The sequence below is a fragment of the Rossellomorea sp. LjRoot5 genome (assembly GCF_964253455.1).
GTDB lineage: Bacteria > Bacillota > Bacilli > Bacillales > Bacillaceae_B > Rossellomorea.
Genome location: NZ_CAXUQN020000001.1, coordinates 4,387,501 through 4,407,156 on the forward strand (window position 1 = coordinate 4,387,501; position 19,656 = coordinate 4,407,156).

The following is a 19,656-nucleotide window of genomic DNA, read 5'->3' on the forward strand; positions in this document are numbered from 1 at the left end:
CACCCCGATAAGGGGCGCGGGTTAGAATTTCAATACAGCCAGGGTAGTATCCCACCGATGCCTCCACCGAAGCTAGCGCTCCGGTTTCCAAGGCTCCTACCTATCCTGTACAAGCTGTACCAAAATTCAATATCAGGCTACAGTAAAGCTCCACGGGGTCTTTCCGTCCTGTCGCGGGTAACCTGCATCTTCACAGGTACTATAATTTCACCGAGTCTCTCGTTGAGACAGTGCCCAGATCGTTACGCCTTTCGTGCGGGTCGGAACTTACCCGACAAGGAATTTCGCTACCTTAGGACCGTTATAGTTACGGCCGCCGTTTACTGGGGCTTCGATTCGCACCTTCGCTTGCGCTAAGCACTCCTCTTAACCTTCCAGCACCGGGCAGGCGTCAGCCCCTATACTTCGCCTTACGGCTTCGCAGAGACCTGTGTTTTTGCTAAACAGTCGCCTGGGCCTATTCACTGCGGCTCTCTCGGGCTTGCACCCTACCAGAGCACCCCTTCTCCCGAAGTTACGGGGTCATTTTGCCGAGTTCCTTAACGAGAGTTCTCTCGCTCACCTTAGGATTCTCTCCTCGCCTACCTGTGTCGGTTTGCGGTACGGGCACCTTTTTCCTCGCTAGAGGCTTTTCTTGGCAGTGTGGAATCAGGAACTTCGCTACTATAATTCGCTCGCTGTCACAGCTCAGCCTTCACGATGACGGGATTTGCCTCATCATCAGCCTAACTGCTTAGACGCACATATCCAGCAGTGCGCTTACCCTATCCTCCTGCGTCCCCCCATTGCTCAAACGGAAAAGAGGTGGTACAGGAATATCAACCTGTTGTCCATCGTCTACGCCTATCGGCCTCGACTTAGGTCCCGACTAACCCTGAGCGGACGAGCCTTCCTCAGGAAACCTTAGGCATTCGGTGGATGGGATTCTCACCCATCTTTCGCTACTCATACCGGCATTCTCACTTCTAAGCACTCCACCAGTCCTTACGGTCTAGCTTCGCAGTCCTTAGAACGCTCTCCTACCACTGACACCAAGAGGTGTCAATCCACAGCTTCGGTGATACGTTTAGCCCCGGTACATTTTCGGCGCAGAGTCACTCGACCAGTGAGCTATTACGCACTCTTTAAATGGTGGCTGCTTCTAAGCCAACATCCTGGTTGTCTAAGCAACTCCACATCCTTTTCCACTTAACGTATACTTTGGGACCTTAGCTGGTGGTCTGGGCTGTTTCCCTTTCGACTACGGATCTTATCACTCGCAGTCTGACTCCCATGGATAAGTCTTTGGCATTCGGAGTTTGTCTGAATTCGGTAACCCGATGAGGGCCCCTAGTCCAAACAGTGCTCTACCTCCAAGACTCTTACACATGAGGCTAGCCCTAAAGCTATTTCGGAGAGAACCAGCTATCTCCAAGTTCGATTGGAATTTCTCCGCTACCCACACCTCATCCCCGCACTTTTCAACGTGCGTGGGTTCGGACCTCCATTCAGTGTTACCTGAACTTCATCCTGGACATGGGTAGATCACCTGGTTTCGGGTCTACGACCACATACTAAATTCGCCCTATTCAGACTCGCTTTCGCTGCGGCTCCGTCTTATCAACTTAACCTTGCATGGGATCGTAACTCGCCGGTTCATTCTACAAAAGGCACGCCATCACCCGTTAACGGGCTCTGACTACTTGTAGGCACACGGTTTCAGGTTCTATTTCACTCCCCTTCCGGGGTGCTTTTCACCTTTCCCTCACGGTACTGGTTCACTATCGGTCACTAGGGAGTATTTAGCCTTGGGAGATGGTCCTCCCAGCTTCCGACGGGATTTCACGTGTCCCGCCGTACTCAGGATCCACTCAAGAGGGAATGAAGTTTCAACTACAGGGTTGTTACCTTCTTTGACGAGCCTTTCCAGACTTCTTCGTCTACTTCATTCCTTTGTAACTCCGTATAGAGTGTCCTACAACCCCAAGAGGCAAGCCTCTTGGTTTGGGCTATATCCCGTTTCGCTCGCCGCTACTCAGGGAATCGCAATTGCTTTCTCTTCCTCCAGGTACTTAGATGTTTCAGTTCCCTGGGTCTGCCTTCCATACTCTATGTATTCAAGTAAGGATATTGTTCCATTACGAACAATGGGTTCCCCCATTCGGAAATCTCTGGATCAAAGCTCACTTACAGCTCCCCAAAGCATATCGGTGTTAGTCCCGTCCTTCGTCGGCTCCTAGTGCCAAGGCATCCACCGTGCGCCCTTCATAACTTAACCTAAATTTCGCTTTATCAGCTTCGAATCTCTTCGTCAGCTTCAGTCGTTCACATCCTCACGCACGCTAAGTGCGCTCCGGTGTTCACTCCTTCGCTTCCTCGACCTTCTCGCTGCTAAATCAAAATTTGATCACTTACTAATTAAGGTTTAAAACCTAAAATGGCGATACTCGGTAATTTCTTGACTATCAATTTATCTTTATCTAGTTTTCAAAGAACAAATCCTTTTTTATCTCGTAAGAGACAAAAAGTTTTGATGGTGGTTATTTTGCTGTCGCAAAAAACCTTGTTGAACCATCAAAACTGAACAAAACTTCGACGTGTCAAACGTTTTTGTAAATCTTCCTTAGAAAGGAGGTGATCCAGCCGCACCTTCCGATACGGCTACCTTGTTACGACTTCACCCCAATCATCTGTCCCACCTTAGGCGGCTGGCTCCAAAAGGTTACCTCACCGACTTCGGGTGTTACAAACTCTCGTGGTGTGACGGGCGGTGTGTACAAGGCCCGGGAACGTATTCACCGCGGCATGCTGATCCGCGATTACTAGCGATTCCAGCTTCATGTAGGCGAGTTGCAGCCTACAATCCGAACTGAGAACGGTTTTATGGGATTGGCTAAACCTCGCGGTCTTGCTGCCCTTTGTACCGTCCATTGTAGCACGTGTGTAGCCCAGGTCATAAGGGGCATGATGATTTGACGTCATCCCCACCTTCCTCCGGTTTGTCACCGGCAGTCATCTTAGAGTGCCCAACTGAATGCTGGCAACTAAGATCAAGGGTTGCGCTCGTTGCGGGACTTAACCCAACATCTCACGACACGAGCTGACGACAACCATGCACCACCTGTCACTCTGTCCCCCGAAGGGGAAAGCCCTATCTCTAGGGTTGTCAGAGGATGTCAAGACCTGGTAAGGTTCTTCGCGTTGCTTCGAATTAAACCACATGCTCCACCGCTTGTGCGGGCCCCCGTCAATTCCTTTGAGTTTCAGTCTTGCGACCGTACTCCCCAGGCGGAGTGCTTAATGCGTTAGCTGCAGCACTAAGGGGCGGAAACCCCCTAACACTTAGCACTCATCGTTTACGGCGTGGACTACCAGGGTATCTAATCCTGTTTGCTCCCCACGCTTTCGCGCCTCAGTGTCAGTTACAGACCAGAAAGTCGCCTTCGCCACTGGTGTTCCTCCAAATATCTACGCATTTCACCGCTACACTTGGAATTCCACTTTCCTCTTCTGCACTCAAGTTCCCCAGTTTCCAATGACCCTCCACGGTTGAGCCGTGGGCTTTCACATCAGACTTAAGAAACCACCTGCGCGCGCTTTACGCCCAATAATTCCGGACAACGCTTGCCACCTACGTATTACCGCGGCTGCTGGCACGTAGTTAGCCGTGGCTTTCTGGTTAGGTACCGTCAAGGTGCCGCCCTATTCGAACGGCACTTGTTCTTCCCTAACAACAGAGCTTTACGATCCGAAAACCTTCATCACTCACGCGGCGTTGCTCCGTCAGACTTTCGTCCATTGCGGAAGATTCCCTACTGCTGCCTCCCGTAGGAGTCTGGGCCGTGTCTCAGTCCCAGTGTGGCCGATCACCCTCTCAGGTCGGCTACGCATCGTTGCCTTGGTGAGCCGTTACCTCACCAACTAGCTAATGCGCCGCGGGTCCATCTGTAAGTGATAGCTAAAAGCCACCTTTCAACATTTCCTCATGCGAGGAAATGAGTTATCCGGTATTAGCCCCGGTTTCCCGGAGTTATCCCAGTCTTACAGGCAGGTTACCCACGTGTTACTCACCCGTCCGCCGCTGATATCAGGGAGCAAGCTCCCTTCAATCCGCTCGACTTGCATGTATTAGGCACGCCGCCAGCGTTCGTCCTGAGCCAGGATCAAACTCTCCGATAAAAGTTTGAATAGCTCTTTAAAAATAAATCTTAAATTAACGTTGACGTATTGTCTTGTTTTGTTCAGTTTTCAAGGTTCAATGTGTATGTGCTTCTGTTTGAAGCGACCCTTTAAATATTACATTATCGACTCTTTTAAGTCAATAACTTTTTTCAAAAAGTTTTTCATGTTGTGTGTCGCGTTTTGCGGCAACAGATAATACTATACCACCATAAAAACCTTGGCGCAAGAGTTTTTACGGTTCTTTTTTAACTTCTATATAATATCAGTCTAATGACATTGTTTCCTTTCATTTTTACGTAAGAGAAAGAACATCTTTAGTCCCGATTGAGTGTTTGCACCAAATTATTATCTACCATTCTTTTCAATACAATTCAAAAAAACAGCCAAGGTTGAACCCTTGGCTGTTTCTACATATCTTATTAGTCACGGTGACGCATTAATGGGAATAATAGTACGTCCCGGATGGAAGGGGAATTGGTTAACAGCATAACCAGTCTGTCGATGCCGATTCCAAGGCCACCAGTTGGGGGCATTCCGTATTCAAGAGCCTCGATGAAATCATTATCCATCATGTGGGCTTCGTCGTTTCCTTCTTCTCGCTCTTTTAATTGTGCCTCAAAGCGTTCTCTTTGATCGATTGGATCATTAAGCTCCGTGAAGGCATTGGCATGTTCACGGCCTACGATGAATAGTTCAAAGCGATCCGTGAAGCGTGGGTCTTCGTCATTCTTCTTCGCAAGTGGAGAAATTTCCACTGGATGACCATAGATGAAGGTAGGCTGAATCAGCTTATCTTCCACCTTTTGTTCGAAGAATTCATTGACGACGTGACCATATTGCATATTGTCTTTTATTTCGATTCCGTGTTCTTTCGCAAGGGCACGGGCATCTTCATCGGACATTTTCTGCCAGAAGTCCACACCTGTGTGCTCTTTAACGGCGTCTACCATATGAAGACGAGTCCATTCCGGCTCAAGATTGATTTCATTGTCGGCATATTGAACCGTAGTCGATCCGAATACTTCCTTTGCAATATGGGCAACAAGATTTTCAGTTAGAGCCATGATATCACGGTAATCTGCATACGCTTCATAAAGCTCGATCATCGTGAACTCAGGGTTATGTCTTGTTGAGACTCCCTCGTTACGGAATACACGTCCAATTTCGTATACTTTTTCAAGCCCACCGACGATCAGGCGTTTTAGATGAAGTTCGATTGCGATACGCATATAAAGCGGCATATCAAGAGCGTTATGATGTGTATTGAATGGACGGGCAGAAGCCCCTCCTGCGATTGCGTGCATCATTGGTGTTTCTACTTCCAAATAACCGTTACTGTCCAGGTATCTTCTCATAGATTGAATGATGCGGCTTCTGGCGATGAACGTTTCTTTGCTTTCCTGACTTGTAATCAGGTCCAGATAACGCTGACGGTAACGTTGTTCAACGTCTTTTAAACCGTGGAATTTTTCAGGAAGCGGTCGAAGTGCTTTCGTCAGCAGGTGGAATTCTTTCGCTTTAACAGACAGTTCCCCTACTTTTGTTTTGAATACAGTACCGGTGATCCCTACGATATCACCAAGGTCTGCTGTATTGAAAACCTCATATGCTTCTTCACCGATGGCATCTTTACGAACATAGATTTGAACTTGTCCTGCCAGATCCTGAAGATGGGCAAATCCCGCTTTTCCTTTTCCACGCTTCGTCATGATACGGCCTGCGATCGTGACAGTGATATCTTTCTCTTCCAGTTCCTCTTTAGAAAACTCATCGAATTGAGATTTGATATCCAATGAACTGTGTGTACGATCATAGCGTTTACCGAATGGATCCTGTCCTTTTTCACGGATGGCATCCATCTTTTCGCGTCTGACGCGAAGCTGGTCATTGATTTCTTCGTGACTCATGTGTTTCACTCCTATTCTATCTGCTTGCTTTAGTAGACTAATACGGTTATATACCATACTATTTTACACAATATCTATGTTTGTAACACCCCTAAAGTATGAGTAATTTCAGAAACGTACGTCGGGGTGCCTGAAAACCTATTGAAAAAATCTAAAAAAGGCCGATCCAATTGGGTGACAGTGTCACATATTGGTTACAGCCTTATCTAGAATAACATAAAAAGGAATACAGGTGAATCAAGCGGCTTTTACTCACTACGGTCAGGTTTTTCTTGAGGGATCAGATCGTTCAGAGGAATGTTCAGTACTTCTGCAACGTTCACCAAAAAATCCTCTTTCGGTATCCGACTCCCTCTTTCCACTTCTCCAAGGACCGAAACGGAGATGGAGAGTTCCTTCGCCAAACTTTCCTGAGTAAATCCTTTTAGCTTTCTGAATGCACGAATGCGTCTTCCCCATTTATCTGTTTCCATAACCGAACTCCTTCTTTGTCAGGTATTTCGTCCAGAAATTCAGCTAACGGGGCATTAAAAGAAGGATGCTCAACCCTCGGAGCCACCTCTAATAACGGGATTAATACAAATGCTCTTTCTTGCATCCTTGGGTGAGGGATGTATAGATTCTCTGTTTCGATCGTTTCTTGATTAAAGAGTAAGATATCGAGGTCGATTATCCTCGGACCCCATTTGAACTCCCTTTCCCTTCCAAGATCGATTTCCACCTGCAAGCACTGATGTAATAGAGTTTCTGGACTTAAACTGGTACGAATTTCGATGACCATGTTCAAAAATTGATCTTGTTCTGTAAATCCTACGGGGTCTGTTTCATACAGAGAGGATCGTTTCGTTACCTCTATCTTACCATGACTGCCTAAGATGTTTATGGCTTTTTCTAAATAAACCGCCCTGTCTCCCATGTTGGAACCAAGGGAAATATATGCAGTATTCATCCTATCGACTCCTATTAATCTCCACCGCCACCGATTGGTAATGACCAGGAATGGGTGGGTCAGGCTTGATTAGTGTGATTTTACAGCTTTTGACCGCGTTGAATGTTTCCAGGATCCGGGAAGAGATGTCTTCAGCCACGGCTTCGACCAAATTCTTGGGCTCTCCCTCCACAACAGACTTAGTGATGGAATAGATCTCCGCATAGTTTACGGAGTCTTCAAGCTGATCGCTTTGACCGGACTTCCTTAAATCTAAATGCAACTCTACACTAACACGAAAACGTTGTCCAAGTTTGTTCTCCTCCTGGAATACACCGTGATAGCCGTAAAACTCCATTTCGTTCAATAGAATCTTATCCATACCTTTTCTCCTTTCCAACAAGGACATCCATCATTTTTGCCATACGTGCCATTTCCTTTACATCATGAACACGTACGATGTGACAGCCTTTTTGAATACCGTAGCAAACTGTAGCCCCCGTCCCCTCCATCCTCTCCTCTACAGGGAGATCAAGGACATGTCCAATGATGGATTTCCGTGACGTTCCGAGCAGGACCGGATAGCCAAGGGAGACGATGACATCCAGACGCCTCATCATATCTATGTTCAATTGTACTGTTTTGGCAAAACCAATGCCAGGATCAAGGATGATCTGTTCATCTTTTACGCCCGCTTCTTTTGCGATGAAGATGCTTTCCTGCAGATCTTGAATTGCATCCCGTACGAAGTGGCTGTACTCCCGGGTATCCCGGTTATGCATGAGAATGATCGGGGCACCGGTATCCGCCGCTACTTGAGCCATTTCTGGATCCTTTTTCGCACCCCATACATCATTTATGATACTCGCCCCTGCTTCAAGCGCTTTTCTTGCCGTGGCAGCCTTATACGTATCAATGGAGATTGGTACGTTCACTTCCCGGGAGATCGCTTCTATAATCGGCACCACCCGCGAAATCTCTTCTTCGGCAGGTACGACCTCGTGGCCAGGCCGGGTGGACTCACCACCTATATCAATGATGTCTGCTCCCATCTCCACCATTTCTTTCGCACGTTCCACAGCCCGGTCTAGCTCATTGAAAGACCCGCCGTCCGAGAACGAATCGGGAGTGATATTAAGTATCCCCATGATAAAGGTCTTCCCTGTGAAATCAAGTTCGTATTTTCCGCACTCCACTTCGTCATCCCCCTCGCTTTAATTCCTGTATTGAATTCAAGTATGGTGTATATTCGGTGTACTGCTCATGAAGCTGCCCAACATACTTTCCATGTCGTCCCGGTAAACGCAAAGACCCCATTTTGTTCACCGGGATGATCTCTTGAACGGAATTCGTGAAAAACACTTCATCCGCTTCAAGTATTTCCAATTTCCCAAACATCCCGACCTGTACTGGGATACCCAATCGATCGGCAAGAGCCAGGATGAACTGCCTGGTGATGCCGTTTAACAGTCCGGTTTCCACCGACGGCGTATATATTTCCCCGTCCTTTACCCAGAAGAGGTTGGAGGTGATCCCTTCACAGAGGTATCCTTCTTTTGTCAGAAAGATACCTTCTTTGTCTGGTGTTGCTCCGATTTCCCTTTTTGCCGCCATATTGTTCAGGTAATGATGGGATTTAAGTCGTTCTCCCGTTTCAGGAGTATTTCTCCTAAGCTTTAGGAATACACCTTCTTTTTCTTTTAAAGGGGTGGAAGGCGGTAATTCCTTTTGAAAAAGTATGACGGTTGCGCTCTCATAAGGAGTCGTCTTCAAGCCGATTTCTTCAGCCCCGCCTGACACATTGAACCGGCAATACGCATCCATAAGGTCGTTTTTCTTTAACAACTCCGAAATGGTCAACCTGATCTCTTCCTCATCCAGGTCAACTTCAATATTTAATTCCTTTAACCCCAGTGAAAGCCTGTTCAGATGATCCTTTAGCAAAAATGGATGGCCGTCATAAGTTCGAAAGGTTTCAAATACTCCCATCCCGTACAAGTAGCCGTGATCAAATGGAGAAATGACCGCTTCCGACAAGTGAACGATGTCCCCGTTTAGGTATAGATACATGGGTCAGGCCATCCCGACTTTTTTATATGCGTTCAGAAAATTAAGGAGCAGCCGCTTCCCTTGCTCCGTCATGATGGATTCAGGGTGGAACTGTACTCCCTCCACAGGAAGGTATTTATGTCTGATCGCCATGATTTCTCCCTGTGATGTCTCCGCTGAAATATCGAAGCAATCCGGAAGGGTCTCCCGTTTCACGATCAGGGAATGATACCTCGTTGCATTGAATGGATTCGGCATCCCTTCAAACACGGTTTTCCCATCATGGATCATCGGGGAGACCTTTCCGTGCATTAACCGTTCGGCACGAATGACGTCTCCTCCGAAAACCTGGGCGATTGACTGATGTCCGAGACAAACGCCGAAGATCGGAATCTTTCCGGCAAATGTTCGGATCGCTTCAAGACTTACACCCGCTTCGTTCGGGCTGCAAGGACCCGGAGAAATCATCAAATAATCCGGGGACAAAGCTTCAATTTCATCGAGGGTGATCTCATCGTTTCGCTTCACGATCAGCTCTTCTCCAAGCTCCCCTAAAAATTGCACAAGATTATAGGTAAATGAATCATAGTTATCAATCATGAGAATCATAGATTTTCTCCTTCCGCCATTGCCTTCGCGACCCAGAGGGCTTTTGCTTTCTTCAGAGATTCCTTGTATTCGTACGTTGGGTTGGAATCAATCACCACTCCCGCACCTGCTTGAATGTGACCTTTTCCTTCTTTCACAAACATCGTCCGTATGACGATGTTCAATTCCATATCGCCATTGAGGCCAATCCAGCCAATGGAGCCTGTGTAAATTCCCCGCCTGACCGGTTCAAGCTCTTCGATGATCTCCATCGTCCTCACTTTAGGCGCACCGGTAATCGTTCCCCCAGGAAAAACAGATCGAATGACGTCCGCCCCCGTTTTGGTTTCATCCAGTTTCCCCTTGACATTGGATACGATGTGCATGACGTGGGAATATTTTTCGATCACCATGAACTCGTTGACTTCGACTGTCCCGTACTGGCATACCTTCCCCAAGTCATTCCGTTCCAGATCCACAAGCATCACATGCTCGGCTCTCTCTTTTTCATTATGGATCAGTTCCAGGGCAAGTCTCTCATCCTCATCTGCATCCTTCCCACGGGACCGGGTGCCTGCAATCGGCCTCGTGCTTACTTCCGTTCCTTTCTTCTTCACAAGCAGCTCAGGTGATCCGGAAACAATCTGGAAATCCGGGCTGTGGATATAACTCATATAAGGAGAGGGATTTAATTCCCGAAGCTTTTTATAAACCGCATATGGCCCTGTTCTCAACTGTTGAGACTGCCGGACAGATAAATTCACCTGAAAGACATCCCCCTGTGAGATATAAGATTGAATTCTTTTCACTGCTTCTGAAAACTCATCCTCATCCATGGACACCTCTATATCCGCCCTGCCTTGATGCAGAGGGGTGCTCTTCGTTTCATTCATGGATGACAGGGCATTATCCCAGGAGGAAGTCCACTGTGAAAGCTTCTCTTCTGCCGATCCCGTCTCTTGATCGGATAAAATCATCGTCCATAAACAATTCTCCTGATGATCGAAGACCGCCCACTCTTTCAGATAGTAAAAATAAAGGTCGGGGATCTCCAGATCATCACGCCCAAGCGAAGGGAGTTTCTCGATCTTTCTTGCATAGTCATAACTAAGAAAACCGATTACTCCCCCCTGGAAGTCAGGGAGATCCTCTCTTCTATCCGTTCGATGGGGGGCCATCCATTTTTCCAATTGAATCAACGGATCTCCATGTATCACTTCAGCTCCAGTTGAGTCTTGTATTCTCAAACCTTCCGGAATACTTTGTAAAATGACGTCAGGGTGCAGTCCAGCCACACTATATCGTCCACCCCGTCCACTTTCTAACAAAATATGATGTGTTTGATGCTGACTGAGCTGTTCGTATGCTGCGAAGAATTGTTCTTTGGTTGTATGGTTTTTATGAAAGTACAGGTGCTGCACGGACCCCTCACACTCCTAATGTTTATCTCCTTTCATAATACATGAACTTCGGGAAGGTTTCATCGTTAAAAAAGTGAAGTCATGTGCGGGCTAAAGAGGTTTCAAACATTAAAAAAACGGATCCCGAAGCAATGTGCACTTCAGGATCCGGCATTCACATTCTATTCTTCATCAAATTGGTAAAGTGGGGTGCTTAAATAGCGTTCCCCGTTACTAGGGAGGATGGCAAGCACTTTTTTGCCCTTCCCTAACTTCTTCGCTACTTCAAGGGCTGAATAGATGGCTGCCCCGGAGGAAATTCCGCCTAGGATTCCTTCTTCTTTTGCTGCTCTTCTTGCATACTCAAAAGCTGAATCATTATCGACCTGTATGACATGGTCATATACATTTGTATCTAAAACCTCAGGGATGAATCCGGCTCCTATTCCCTGAATTTTATGAGGGCCCGGCTTTCCACCTGATAAAACGGGGGAATCCGACGGCTCGACTGCGTATAGTTCAACCGATGGATAATGCTTTTTCAACACTTCACCAACGCCTGTAATGGTTCCGCCTGTACCGATACCCGCGATGAAGGCATCAAGCTGATCACCCATCTGTTCAACGATTTCCGGTCCGGTCGTTTCACGATGAACCTTGGGATTAGCTTCATTTTTGAATTGCTGCGGCATGAAGAAGCCTTTTTCTTTCGACAGCTCTTCCGCTTTGCGAATGGCGCCATTCATTCCTTCAGAACCCGGTGTCAGCACCAATTCAGCACCATATGCTCGTAACAGGTTGTGCCTTTCTGTACTCATCGTGTCCGGCATGACGAGCAAAGAACGGTATCCTTTAGCGGCAGCGACCATGGCAAGGCCGATACCTGTGTTGCCGCTTGTCGGCTCAACAATTGTATCTCCAGGTTTGATTGTACCTGCAGCTTCCCCTGCTTCAATCATAGCCAGGGCGATCCGATCTTTCACGGAACTGCCCGGATTCATGTATTCTAATTTCAAATATACATCCGCACTATTCTCATCCACTAATCGATTCAGTTTTACCACTGGAGTCTGACCTATTAATTCTGAAATTGAATTGGCTACTCTCACCATTCGTTCATCACTCCTAATTCCAAGTAAATTTGTTGGTTTTAATAAAATGTAACAATATTCAATATATTTGTCAACGATATTGCTTTTCTTTCCCGGGCACTGCTCCACGGGCAGACGCCGCGATTGCACACCCTGCTCACTCACCTACATTTATATGCACCTTACACTTATCCTATGTTTCGTTGAAAGGGTTCGAACTATGTAAAAGGAGCTGACCGAAGCCAGCTCCTTCATTACTCCTGTTTGCCATAAAACCACTCGACGTTCACTTCATCCCAAAAGGATTCAGGCTTTAGTGGTGTTTGGACTTGTTCTAAAGCAATCTGTCTGCGAATTTGTGATTTTACTTCCTTAAAAGAAAAATCTCTCTCCTTCAGGATACCGTCAACGTAATAAATCACATATTCTGAATCCTGTCGAATCGGTGATGTCCATTCACCCTGTGATAACGGTTCTACCTCCGACTTCGCTTCCGGAGAAAGAATATCCCCATCAATGGGAACATACCCAATGTCCCCCCCTAAATGTGCGCTTTGCTCATCGGTAGAGCGTTCCATGGCCAATGCTTCAAAGTTAGATCCCCCATCGAGTTCCTTCAGAACCTGCTCCGCCTCTGTTTGATCCGCTACCTTCAACTGCTTCAGCTTATACATTTTAGGGATGGAATACTGATCCTCATTTTGTGTGTAGAATTTTTTCATCTCTTTTTCAGGAACCTGGACATCCTTCGTGATGAGTTCCTCTAATAATAATTCCGATTCGATCTGCTCTTTCAGCGTATCTTCATCTTCAAGGTTTTCTTCGTCATAGGCATTATAAACGGATTGAATAAGATAGTATTCCTGTTCTACTTCTTTATTTGAAACAGAAATATCGTATTTCTTCGCTAAGTGGTCGATCACTTTTTGATTGATCATAGCCCTCAGCTCTTCTTTTCCATGTTGCTGTTCCAATGCGTATAACCAATCCTCCCGGGTCACGGATTCTCCGCCAACCGATGCCACTACTTCCGGAGTACCGACTTTCCCTGAGGACCAGTTCCACACAAGCGTGATCAGATTCGTAACAAGTAGTACCCCGATGACCACCATGAGGACAGACCGTTTAATTCTCATTTCTCCCATTCTCCCTGGATGTAATTTATTCCTTAGCGCTTGATTTCAATTCTTCTAATTCTTCTTTAGAAAATATATAGGTTTCATTACAGAAGTGACAACTTGCTTCCGCACTTCCATCTTCATCGATCATCTCTTGAATTTCCTGTTCCCCTAAGCTGATGATGGCATTCGAGAAACGCTCTTTATTGCATTGGCATTTAAATGCCACTGGAAGTGTTTCAAGTACTTTGACTTCCCCTTTTCCAAGTACTTCTTCCAATACCTCTTCAGGACTAAGACCTTTTTCAATCAACTTAGAGATTGGAGGGATTTTCGCCAGACGTTCCTCAATCTTTGTAATCGTCTCATCCTCCGTACCCGGCATAAGCTGGAGGATGAATCCTCCTGCAGCAAGAATCGAGTTGTCTGGATTGACCAAAACTCCGACCCCTACAGAAGAAGGCACTTGTTCTGATGTGACAAAATAATAGGTGAAATCTTCCCCAAGTTCTCCTGACACAATGGGAACCTGACCGGAGAAATGATCTCTCATACCGATATCCTTTACAATCGATAACGTACCTTCCGTCCCGACCGCACGGCGGACATCAAGTTTTCCGTGCTCATTCAAATCAAAGTGGACATGGGGGTTGGTCACGTATCCTCTGACCTCACCTTTTGCATTGCTGTCCACAAGGATCGCTCCGATCGGACCGCCGCCTTCTACTTTGATCGTTAATTTATTTTCACCTTTGAGCATAGCCCCCATCATCACACCGGCACTGATGCTTCGACCAAGTGCTGCTGATGCAGTCGGCCATGTACCATGTCTTCTTTGCGCTTCCCCTACTGTATCCGTACTTTTGACAGCATAAGCACGCACTTGTCCGTCATAAGCTAACGCCTTTACTAAATAGTCACTCATGGTTGTAGCCCCTTTCTCTTTAATTCACATTTCTCTTGTAGATTAGTTTAAGTCCTTTTAACGTCAGGAATGGATCTACTACGTCAATGCTATTGGATTCTTTCGAAATCAGCGTGGCTAATCCTCCAGTGGCAATGACCGTTGGCTCTTTCTTACTTTGTGCTTTCATTCTTTGAACGATACCTTCGACTTGTCCAACATATCCATAAAGAATACCCGCCTGCATAGCTGTCACTGTATTCTTTCCGATGATCTGTTCCGGACGGGCGATTTCAATCCTTGGCAGTTTGGCCGCCTTCGAGTACAGGGCCTCCGTTGATATACCTATTCCCGGGGCAATCGCACCACCCATATATTGTCGTTCTTCATTGATATAGCAATACGTCGTCGCTGTTCCGAAGTCAACGATGATGAGCGGGCCACCGTATTCGTGAATGCCAGCGACTGCGTTGACGATTCGATCCGCTCCGACTTCCCTGGGATTTTCATACTTGATGTTTAAGCCTGTCTTAATCCCGGGTCCCACGACAAGTGGAGTAATATGAAAATACTTCTCACACATGCGTTCCAAACTGAACATGATCGGAGGGACAACGGAAGAAATGATGATCCCGTCAATTTCCTCAAACGTCAAATTCACATGCTCAAATAGATTCTTTACAAGCATGCCAAACTCATCTTCGGTTTTATGTCGATTCGTTTCAGCTCTCCAATGATATTTTAAATGGTCATTTTCATACACACCAAACACAATATTGGTATTCCCTACATCCATTACAAAAATCAATATCCTCACCTACTAAGCCAATTGTTTTCACACTGCCAACATCATACCATAATTTATTTAGAATAGGTACAAAAGCGCAAGGGCTTTGCCTAGAGGCGACAAGCATAAGATGAACATGACTAAAAGGCGGTTTTTTGCCTTTTGGGCATGTTTAGCTTATGACCTCGAGCCTCTAAGCCCTGGAGCTGGATGATACAAAAGCGGAACCGGCTTGGTCAGATCCGGCAAGCATAAGGCGACTTCACCGGAAAGGCGTTTTTTGCCTTTTTGGTGAAGTTGCCTTATGACCTCGAGGAGCTAGCCGGTGGAGCTGGATGGTACAAAAGCGCAAGGGCTTTGCCTAGAGGGGACAAGCATAAGACGAATGGGCGGCTCGTTGCGAGAATCTGGCCGTTTTTCATCATAATCCGGCCGAAATGCTGTTTTATCCAGCCGAAATTGAGCAGAATCCAGCCATTTCAATTGAAAATCCGGCCAAAACCGGGAAGAATCCAGCCGTTTTACAATTATACCCAATTCTAAAAGGGCAGGAACCAGCACCAATCGACAAACACCCCGCCAGCGTAAGCCAGGATCCCCACAACAAAAAGGATGCACCCATAAATGGATGCATCCCTCTCTATTAAGTGCGATCAGAAGTAGAGTCGTCTTCTTTGGAAGTCGTGTCTTCTACAATCGCAGTCTCTTCATTTTTCTTCTGGATGTTCACCTTCACGTCACTGTTGTCCTGATCGGATTCATATGTGCGTTCAGGCAGTTTGCCGTGATCCATTAGAGACTTGATTTGCGCTGCGTCTAGTGTTTCTATATCTAATAAAGTTTTGGCAATGAGTTCAAGCTTGTCACGGTTCTCAGTAAGAATTCGCTTCGCTCTCTCATAGCTTTCTTTAATAAGACGCTGCATTTCTAAGTCAATTTCATACGCGATGGCATCTGAATAGTTTTGTTCACTATTGATGTCGCGTCCAAGGAACACTTGACCACCTTGGGATTGACCGAACTGAAGTGGTCCAAGCTTATCACTCATACCATATTCAGTGACCATTTTACGGGCGATTCCAGTTGCACGTTGGAAGTCATTGTGCGCACCAGTGGATACATCACCGAAGATGATTTCCTCTGCTACTCGACCCCCAAGTAAACCGGTAATCTTATCAAGAAGCTCAGGCTTCGTCATAAAGTAACGGTCTTCCTTAGGAAGCATGACAGCATAGCCGCCAGCCTGCCCACGAGGAACGATGGTCACCTTATGTACCATGTCAGCTTCATCAAGGACTAATCCAATCACGGTGTGACCCGCTTCATGGAATGCCACGATTTTACGTTCTTTTTCAGATATGACTTTGCTCTTCTTGGCAGGACCTGCAATGACACGGTCCGTTGCTTCGTCGATATCGCGCATATCAATTTTCTTCTTATCTTCACGGGCTGCCACAAGTGCCGCTTCGTTCAGAAGGTTTTCCAAATCGGCTCCGGAGAAACCTGGTGTTCTCATAGCAATCGCTTTTAGATCGACTGAATCATCAAGCGGTTTGTTATGAGAATGTACTTTAAGGACAGCTTCACGGCCTTTTAAGTCTGGACGATCTACTGTGATTTGACGGTCAAAACGTCCCGGACGTAATAATGCCGGATCCAGAATGTCAGGTCTGTTCGTTGCAGCGACGATGATGATTCCTTCGTTCGCTCCGAAACCATCCATCTCGACAAGTAACTGGTTCAGGGTTTGCTCACGCTCATCGTGACCTCCGCCCAAGCCTGCTCCACGTTGACGACCGACTGCATCAATTTCATCAATGAAGATGATACAAGGCGCGTTCTTCTTCGCGTTTTCGAATAAATCACGTACACGAGATGCACCGACACCGACAAACATTTCAACGAAGTCGGAACCACTGATTGAGAAGAATGGAACTCCCGCTTCTCCAGCTACCGCTCGTGCAAGCAGGGTTTTACCTGTACCAGGAGGTCCCACTAGCAGGACACCCTTCGGAATGCGGGCGCCCACTTCAGAGAACTTGCGTGGATCCTTTAAGAATTCCACTACCTCTACAAGCTCCTGCTTTTCTTCATCTGCGCCCGCTACATCTTTAAAGCGGACTTTCTTCTTCTCTTCACTGTAAAGCTTTGCCTTACTCTTACCAAAGTTCATGACACGGCTTCCGCCGCCTTGAGCTTGGTTAAGTAAGAAGAAGAACAGAATGAAGATGATGACAAACGGAATGATGGTTGTGAAGAAAGATACCCAGCCGCTTGTTTCCTTGGCCTGTAATACTTCCACATCGATGCCTTGCTCCGATGCCGCAGCATTAATCTTATCCATCAGCTTTCCATCTGTGGTAAGGACATAGGTCAAGAAGTACTCTCCTTCTTTAGCCCCTTCCATTTGTCCTTTTACTTCATAAACACCTCTGCCAGGCTGAATTGAAAAAGAAGAAACATCTCCGTCTTCAAGGTTATTAATAAATGTACTGTACTCGATATTTTTGGTTGGCTCGTTGTTGTTACTGAAATAACTCACCACACCTATGATCACTAAAAAGACTAGTAAATAGAATATGGTGTTTCGAAAGATCCGGTTCATCCCTTACCTCCTCCCACGGGTAAACAAACTAAGTAAAATAGTATCATAGAAAATCATGGCATTACAACAAATTGCACTTACAAGATTCCTCTTTAGAATATACTTATTCTCCCGTTGTATACACTCTTGGTTTTAAAACACCGATATACGGCAGATTACGATATCTTTCAGCGTAATCGAGACCATATCCGACCACGAACTCGTCAGGAACAATGAAGCCCACGTAGTCCGCTTTGATATCTGCTTTACGACCGGTTGGTTTGTCAAGCAGCGTCACAATGCTGATGGATTTCGCCTTACGATAGCGGAAAAGCTCCACCAGATAGCTTAATGTCAATCCGCTGTCGATGATATCTTCAATGATGAGAATATCCCGGCCTTCTACCTTTGTATCTAAATCTTTCACAATCTTTACTTCTCCTGAAGAGACAGTAGAGTTCCCGTAGCTGGATACATCCATGAAATCCATTTCCATATGAGTATCCATGCGCTTGCAAAGGTCAGCCATGAAGGGCATCGCACCTTTTAAAACGCCAATCGCCAAAGGAAAACGGTCTTGATATTCCTCTGTTAATTGTGCACCTAACGCTTTAATCTTTTCTTGAAGTTCTTCTTCTGAAATTAACACTTTCTCAATATCTTGGTTTAACAATGTTCAACTGCCTCCTAGAAGATGATTGCTTGTAAATTGTAGTACTAAACTATTTTCCTGCTCTTCTCCCAAATCGTAAATAGACTTCTTCATTCCCGGAACCCAGAGTATATGTTGTTCAGCATCCACTACAACCGGCCACTCCTCACGAAGGTGAGCGGGAAGTTTATGATCGATAAAGAGGGTTTTCAGCTTCTTGGAGCCTTCCATCCCCTTCACTTTCATTCTATCCTCTTTTCTTCTCGTTCGCACGTAAAGAGGGAGGGACACAGCGCTTGGATCAAGATAGATCACATCACCGGTACAGTCCGGGGTGTGCGGGGAAGAATAGAGATAAAACTGATATTCACCTTGAATGTCCAGCCCCTTATCAACCTGCAGCTCATAACAATATGGAATCTCGGTCAAGGCTAATTCTCCAAAGTGAAAATAGCATGTATGATACGCACGTGTTACCTTAAGCCCCTGTGGTAAGTCTATGCTGGCATTAGGCGCTTTTCCTTTTAAAATACTCAGTACATCGTAAATATGTATAGACGATAAGGAAGATGGTCTTAGTTTGTAAAGATAGTTTAATATTAGATTAATCCCTCTTCTTTGTAAAGGCTGAGCCATTGCAAGAAAACCATCGATATGTATGAAGGAGTGCTCCCCAGTGTTATTCCATACCTTATTCAACTTTTCCTTTGTTAATTCCTCTAAATATGCCTCATCTTCTGTCAATTCTTCACTAAACCGTTGAAATTGAAGATGGACATGAGGGTTTTCCTGTTTTAAGAATGGAAGGATCCTCTTTCTAAACCGATTCCTTGTATAGACTTCCTTCTGGTTACTGGGATCTCTTCGCGGCTCCAGATCATGCCTTTCACAATAGTTCTCGATCTCCACTTTAGTCACAGTCAGGAACGGCCGGATAATGTCCCCGTCAGCAAATGATCGTTTCAGGGGAATGCCGGCTCTACTCGCCCCCGATGCCCCTCTTGTCAATTTCATCAGGATGGTTTCGACTTGATCATCCCCGTGATGACCCAAGGCAAGCTTGGTGGCTGACACCTCTCTCATGACTTCCTCCAGAAACCCATAACGAATTTTTCGGGCCATATCCTGCATGCTTCCATTTACGGCTTCGATTTCCTTCGAAACATCCACTCTTTCTCCGTAAAAGGGGATATTCCGCTGATGACAGAAATCCCGGACGAACTGAAGCTCCTGAAAGGATTCGTCCCCCCTGAACATATGATCCAGATGGGCCGCGGTCACTTCCACCCCTAACTCTCCTTTGTTCGAGTCAAGAAAGTGCAGCAGCGCGAGGGAATCAGGACCGCCTGATACTGCTACCAGAATGCGATCGCCCTTTTGAATGAGCCGGTGATCTTGAATGAATCGTTTTGTCGTATGCTCTAACATTGTGCTTCCTCTTTCTAAAACCATTTTCCCCATTGTATCAATTTCTACTGGTTTCTCAC

15 protein-coding genes and 2 rRNA genes (1 of these 17 only partly in view) are annotated in these 19,656 nt (G+C 46.2%); all 17 read right to left on the bottom strand.

All coding sequences use genetic code 11. From position 1 onward, the window contains the following. A 23S ribosomal RNA gene (locus ACSQ2E_RS22510) occupies positions 1-2,257 on the bottom strand; it reaches 679 nt to the left of the window's first position. Positions 2,258-2,606: 349 nt separating this feature from the next. Next, positions 2,607-4,158 (bottom strand): 16S ribosomal RNA (locus ACSQ2E_RS22515). Together the 16S and 23S rRNA genes form the textbook arrangement of a ribosomal RNA operon. Before the next feature lie 422 nt (positions 4,159-4,580). Then, positions 4,581-6,077 (bottom strand): lysine--tRNA ligase, encoded by a 1,497-nt coding sequence (lysS, locus tag ACSQ2E_RS22520; RefSeq protein ID WP_435994257.1) that lies wholly within the window; start codon positions 6,075-6,077, stop codon positions 4,581-4,583. A 239-nt stretch (positions 6,078-6,316) separates the two neighbouring features. Next, positions 6,317-6,541 carry a helix-turn-helix domain-containing protein gene (locus ACSQ2E_RS22525; RefSeq protein WP_435994259.1) on the bottom strand — a complete coding sequence of 75 codons (225 nt, stop codon included), beginning with the start codon at positions 6,539-6,541 and terminating at the stop codon, positions 6,317-6,319. Beyond that, positions 6,493-7,017: a 2-amino-4-hydroxy-6-hydroxymethyldihydropteridine diphosphokinase gene (gene folK, locus ACSQ2E_RS22530; protein WP_435994261.1), complete on the bottom strand. Its 525-nt coding sequence runs from the start codon at positions 7,015-7,017 to the stop codon at positions 6,493-6,495. Before folK ends, ACSQ2E_RS22525 begins: the two co-directional genes overlap by 49 nt. 1 nt (position 7,018) lies before the next feature. Further along, on the bottom strand, positions 7,019-7,378 hold the full coding sequence (gene folB, locus ACSQ2E_RS22535) for a dihydroneopterin aldolase (protein ID WP_435994263.1): 360 nt from the start codon (positions 7,376-7,378) through the stop codon (positions 7,019-7,021). Then, positions 7,371-8,144, bottom strand: coding sequence for a dihydropteroate synthase (gene folP / locus ACSQ2E_RS22540; protein ID WP_435994690.1), 774 nt, complete (start codon positions 8,142-8,144; stop codon positions 7,371-7,373). The genes folB and folP overlap by 8 nt, the downstream gene beginning before the upstream one ends. Before the next feature lie 52 nt (positions 8,145-8,196). Then, the gene (gene pabC, locus ACSQ2E_RS22545; protein WP_435994265.1) at positions 8,197-9,066 is read right to left on the bottom strand and encodes an aminodeoxychorismate lyase; all 870 of its coding nucleotides are present in this window, start codon (positions 9,064-9,066) and stop codon (positions 8,197-8,199) included. A 3-nt stretch (positions 9,067-9,069) separates the two neighbouring features. Next, positions 9,070-9,654: an aminodeoxychorismate/anthranilate synthase component II gene (gene pabA, locus ACSQ2E_RS22550; protein ID WP_435994267.1), complete on the bottom strand. Its 585-nt coding sequence runs from the start codon at positions 9,652-9,654 to the stop codon at positions 9,070-9,072. Continuing rightward, positions 9,651-11,054 (bottom strand): aminodeoxychorismate synthase, component I, encoded by a 1,404-nt coding sequence (gene pabB, locus ACSQ2E_RS22555; protein WP_435994269.1) that lies wholly within the window; start codon positions 11,052-11,054, stop codon positions 9,651-9,653. The genes pabA and pabB overlap by 4 nt, the downstream gene beginning before the upstream one ends. A 161-nt stretch (positions 11,055-11,215) precedes the next feature. Continuing rightward, the gene (cysK, locus tag ACSQ2E_RS22560) at positions 11,216-12,145 is read right to left on the bottom strand and encodes a cysteine synthase A (RefSeq protein WP_435994271.1); all 930 of its coding nucleotides are present in this window, start codon (positions 12,143-12,145) and stop codon (positions 11,216-11,218) included. Positions 12,146-12,378: 233 nt separating this feature from the next. Continuing rightward, complete coding sequence (locus ACSQ2E_RS22565; protein ID WP_435994273.1) at positions 12,379-13,260, bottom strand: peptidyl-prolyl cis-trans isomerase; 882 nt, start codon at positions 13,258-13,260, stop codon at positions 12,379-12,381. A 25-nt stretch (positions 13,261-13,285) separates the two neighbouring features. After that, positions 13,286-14,167, bottom strand: a complete 882-nt coding sequence (gene hslO, locus ACSQ2E_RS22570; RefSeq protein WP_435994274.1) for an Hsp33 family molecular chaperone HslO — start codon at positions 14,165-14,167, stop codon at positions 13,286-13,288. 19 nt (positions 14,168-14,186) lie between these two features. Then, the gene (locus tag ACSQ2E_RS22575) at positions 14,187-14,954 is read right to left on the bottom strand and encodes a type III pantothenate kinase (RefSeq protein ID WP_435994275.1); all 768 of its coding nucleotides are present in this window, start codon (positions 14,952-14,954) and stop codon (positions 14,187-14,189) included. A gap of 622 nt (positions 14,955-15,576) precedes the next feature. Next, the gene (gene ftsH, locus ACSQ2E_RS22580; protein WP_435994277.1) at positions 15,577-17,538 is read right to left on the bottom strand and encodes an ATP-dependent zinc metalloprotease FtsH; all 1,962 of its coding nucleotides are present in this window, start codon (positions 17,536-17,538) and stop codon (positions 15,577-15,579) included. A gap of 103 nt (positions 17,539-17,641) precedes the next feature. Beyond that, positions 17,642-18,190: a hypoxanthine phosphoribosyltransferase gene (gene hpt / locus ACSQ2E_RS22585; RefSeq protein WP_034762998.1), complete on the bottom strand. Its 549-nt coding sequence runs from the start codon at positions 18,188-18,190 to the stop codon at positions 17,642-17,644. Between the two features lie 3 nt (positions 18,191-18,193). After that, a complete protein-coding gene (tilS, locus tag ACSQ2E_RS22590; protein ID WP_435994280.1) occupies positions 18,194-19,597 on the bottom strand; it encodes a tRNA lysidine(34) synthetase TilS in 1,404 nt (467 codons plus the stop codon). Positions 19,598-19,656 lie beyond the last annotated feature (59 nt).